Genomic DNA, 524 nt, shown 5'->3' with positions numbered 1-524 from the left:
CCACAGCACCGACTGATGGCCGGTGGCCTGCTTCCACGCCAGGCGGATCGCCTCGATGTCGGCACGGCGCTGCGGGGTGTTCTCGTGCAGCACCACCAGCACTTTGGTGCGCAGGCGGTTGGGCTCGGCTGCGCCGCGGAACAGCCACTGGCCGTAGGCATCGAACACGGTCAGGCCGTCCGGGAAGCGCGGGGTGACCTGCTTGTCCAGGAAGGCGCGCCACTGCGCCTCGGTGATGGCATCGGTCTGCTTGCGCTCGGAAGCACCGCTCTCCTCGCCCACGCCGAAGTACAACTCGCTGCGCACCCAGCCAGCGGCGGCATCGGGGCGGGCGGCATCGCCCTGCAGGGTTGCGGTGGCCGTGGCGGGGGCCGGCGGCACCGGCTTGGCCGCAGGCGCGGCGGTGGCGCAGCCGCTGGCGGCCAGCACCAGGGCGAACAGAAGGGCATGGAACTTCATCGACATCACTCCAGGAAAGCAGACGTGCAGAGGGGGACAAGCGTGCGGGACATCCGGTTCCCAGG

The 524-nt window shown here is 70.6% G+C and carries 1 protein-coding gene; it reads right to left on the bottom strand.

Annotation, left to right across the window (positions count from 1 at the left end; all coding sequences use genetic code 11):
• Nucleotides 1-459: DUF3574 domain-containing protein (locus DBR34_RS05635; protein ID WP_146186773.1), on the bottom strand; the 459-nt coding region annotated here is incomplete at its 3' end.
• Nucleotides 460-524 lie beyond the last annotated feature (65 nt).

The sequence above is a fragment of the Stenotrophomonas sp. HMWF003 genome (assembly GCF_003061285.1).
Taxonomy (GTDB): domain Bacteria; phylum Pseudomonadota; class Gammaproteobacteria; order Xanthomonadales; family Xanthomonadaceae; genus Stenotrophomonas; species Stenotrophomonas maltophilia_AP.
The sequence above is the reverse complement of the archived record's forward strand: the minus strand, read 5'-3'. Positions and strand labels throughout refer to the sequence as shown.